This window comes from Vibrio sp. 704 (assembly GCF_033339295.1).
Genome location: NZ_JAWOUH010000517.1, coordinates 1 through 664, shown reverse-complemented (window position 1 = coordinate 664; position 664 = coordinate 1). Strand labels below are relative to the sequence as shown.

At 47.3% G+C, this 664-nt stretch carries 1 protein-coding gene; it reads left to right on the top strand.

The features are described from left to right. Positions 1-664, top strand: a 664-nt coding sequence (locus R7R24_RS27480; RefSeq protein ID WP_318120235.1) for an FHIPEP family type III secretion protein, incomplete at both ends; no start/stop codon positions are given.

Genomic DNA, 664 nt, shown 5'->3' with positions numbered 1-664 from the left:
GATTGCCGTTGGCGACACCTACGGTGAAATCGATGGCATTCTAGGGAGCGATCCTGCTTACCAACTTCCTGCGGTTTGGATTGAACATCAAGACAAGGCGAAGGCACTCAACATGGGTTACCAAGTCGTGGACGACGGTACCGTGATCGCAACGCACATCAGCAAGATCATGAAAACCAACCTTGCAGAATTGTTTACACACGATGATGTAGAAGCGATGACGCAGCGCTTAACCCAACAAGCGCCGAAATTGGCAGAAGCCTTAGCCGCTGCACTTAACCCAGCTCAACAGCTCAAAGTGTACCGCCAGCTATTGCTTGATCAGGTGCCACTAAAAGACATCCGAACCATTGCGAATACCATGCTGGAGTCTTCAGAAAACACGAAAGACCCGATTTTGTTAGCTGCTGATGTTCGCTGCGCACTAAAACGCACGCTAGTTAACTTAATTGCAGGGCAAAAACCTGAGCTCAATGTTTACGCTTTATCGGATGAATTGGAGCAAATGCTACTGACGTCGCTGCAACAAGCACAAGCTTCAGGTACAGTGGTTCTCGATAGTTTCCCAATCGAACCGAATATTCTTGGTCAGTTCCAACAAAACTTACCTTTGATTCGACAACAACTTAAGCAGCAAGGCTTACCGCCAATACTACTTGTAATG